Source organism: Spirillospora sp. NPDC046719, assembly GCF_040645715.1.
Taxonomy (GTDB): Bacteria; Actinomycetota; Actinomycetes; order Streptosporangiales; family Streptosporangiaceae; genus Spirillospora.
The window spans coordinates 1-2,423 of the sequence record NZ_JBEYYT010000788.1; the positions used below are offsets into that span (position 1 = coordinate 1).

A 2,423-nucleotide genomic window follows, 5' to 3' on the forward strand; every position below is an offset into this window, starting at 1 on the left:
CCGGGTCGCGCCACCCCACCACCCCCCTCCGTCAGGGACGAATCTTCCTCCCGTGAGGTGCGGAGATCGACAATGGCCACGCGGTCCGGCCGCCTTTCCCGCCCGAAAAATACCGAGAAGAATGTGACCCGAACGGCCTTGAACGGCCTCGAATGTCGGTCACACAGGGTACTATTTACGTATGCAATCAGTGACGGTCGAGCTTGGGGCCGCGTCCACCATGGAACTGGTGAACGCGCTCTCAACCATCGCCACTGAACTCGCATCGCGAGAAGCTCCCGAATCAGCGGCGGCCTGCCTGGAACTCACCGAAACACTTGTGGCCGCGTCCGATATACAGGAAAGCGTCCTCGCCGGATTCATCGGCCGAGTCGACGCCAGCGGAGAACAGGCCCGATGGGGATATCCCTCCACGCAAGCGTGGCTGCGATCTCGACTGGGCATGCGCGACAGCCGCGCCAAGGAGCGCCTCACCCTCGCCCGGCAGCGCCACCGCCTACCGGAAGTCTGCGCACAACTGGCGGCCGGGGAGCTGTCCTACGGCTACGCGGCCACCGTCGCCGACTCGGTCGCCCGCCTGGACGACACCGACTGCGCCGAAGCCGAGGCGACCCTGCTGGGCTTCGTCGATCAGGGCTTCTCGGCCGGGAAGGTCGCGGCGTTCGGGCGACGGATTCGTGATGTCATCGCCGAACGCGACGGCACAGAGGACACCCCCGATGAGGATTCGCGGCGCGGCTACGACAAGTCCTGGCTCACGACCACGCGTTCGCTGGACGGCGGCCGGTATGTGAAGGGGTGGCTGAACCCCGAGGACGCCGCGATCTGGGACGGCACGCTCGCTCCGCTGGCCAAGCCGGCAGGGCCTGAAGACCGCCGCGACCTCTCCGAGCGCACTGCAGCCGCCCTGTCGAGCGTTCTCTCGGGTGGCCACAAGGCATCGAAGGTCACCGTGATCTGTGATCTGGAGACGCTGACCGGCGGCAGCGCCCCGGCCCGCCTCACCGACGGCACTCCGATCCCCGCCGCCCAGGCCCGCCGCATCGCCCTGGCCGCCGGAGTCTCACCCCTGCTGCTCGGACGCGGAGACACCCCGCTGTACCTGGGCTACCGAGAACGGTTCGCCAGCGCGGCACAACGGCAAGTACTGGAGACGCTTTACTCCTCCTGCGCGGTTGAGGGGCTGCGAAGTGCCCGGGACACTGTGCGAGGTCGACCACGTGCACGGCTGGGCACTGGGACGATCGCCCACCGACATCGATCAACTCGCATTGACGTGCGGGTGGCACAACCGGTTCAAACACACCAACCCCGACCAGATCCAGATCACCAAGGATCAGGACGGGCGATACGTCTACCGGCTGCTGCCACCGGCCGACTCCAGAGGATCCGCAACCGGGGCCGGGCCGCCAAGAGGGATCGGCCCACCGGACAGCCCCGTCCTCGATTGGGCCGCATAACGGTCACACCCGATGCCACACCGGCACCCTGGCAGTACCGATGCAGTGCTGCCGGGTGGCCGGTGCGCCTGCCCGCCTGCTCGCCCTCACCCCACCACCCCCACCTCCTCAGCGGCGTTGCCATTGCCTGTGGTCGGGCTCGGGGGGCGGGCGGGTAGCGTCGTCGGCATGATCGACTGTTGGCTTGTGCGGGCGTTCGTTAACGCCGAAGGTGAGCATGGCAATCCTGCGCTGGTCGTGTTGGAGCCGGAGGGAAGCTCGGTCACTGCCGAGCAGCGCCAGGAGCTGGCGACGCGGCTGGGTATCCCTGCCACCGTGTTCGTCCAGGATGCGGCGGCGGGGCGGGTCAGCATCCACAGCAACTACGGGCAGTCGATCCGGTTCGGTGGCCACCCCCTTCTCGCCACCGTGGAGGCGTTGCACGGGATCGGGCGGGCGCCGAAGGAGTTGGTGCCCGAGGCCGGGCCGGTGCCGTGCCGCAGGGACGCCGACGGGACGGTGTGGCTCACCGCGCCGGCGCGGTGGTCGAAGCCGTGGCGGCATTACCAGATGGACAGCGCCGCCGAGATCGACGTGCTGACCGGCCTGCCCGACGGCGAGGACTTCACGCAGGTGTGGGCTTGGGAGGACCAAAAGGCCGGGCGGGTGCGGGCGCGGCTGTGGGCGCCTCGTATCGGCAAGGGCGAGGACGAGGCGTGCGGCAGCGCTTCCATGCTGCTGACCCAGAAACTCGATCGAGAGCTCGAAGTTCTGCACGGCCGCCACCTTGCCATCATCCGGACGCGGCCTGTCGATGATGTCCGCGTGGAATTGGGCGGGCGTTGTGCGGTCGAATCGCCCGAACATGATGTGCGTGCCGCAATCGACGAGCTTTACGCAATGGCATAGAGCCCGCTCGGCCTCCCTTACGGAAGGGGGTGGTGGGGTGGCGCGACCCGGGGGCGGGGCAGGCGGAGCCTGCCC

The 2,423-nt window shown here is 68.3% G+C and carries 2 protein-coding genes; both read left to right on the top strand.

What is annotated here, in order from left to right:
- Positions 1 to 181: 181 nt before the first annotated feature.
- Positions 182 to 1,618: a DUF222 domain-containing protein gene (locus ABZ914_RS50215; RefSeq protein WP_500201653.1), complete on the top strand. Its 1,437-nt coding sequence runs from the start codon at positions 182 to 184 to the stop codon at positions 1,616 to 1,618.
- A 10-nt stretch (positions 1,619 to 1,628) separates the two neighbouring features.
- Positions 1,629 to 2,348 (top strand): PhzF family phenazine biosynthesis protein, encoded by a 720-nt coding sequence (locus ABZ914_RS50220; RefSeq protein WP_500201654.1) that lies wholly within the window; start codon positions 1,629 to 1,631, stop codon positions 2,346 to 2,348.
- Positions 2,349 to 2,423 lie beyond the last annotated feature (75 nt).

Bases quoted from the DNA above. Each gene is read 5' to 3' on its own strand.
- ABZ914_RS50215 (WP_500201653.1), top strand. From the start codon at position 182: ATGCAATCAGTGACGGTCGAGCTTGGGGCCGCGTCCACCATGGAACTG.
- ABZ914_RS50220 (WP_500201654.1), top strand. From the start codon at position 1,629: ATGATCGACTGTTGGCTTGTGCGGGCGTTCGTTAACGCCGAAGGTGAG.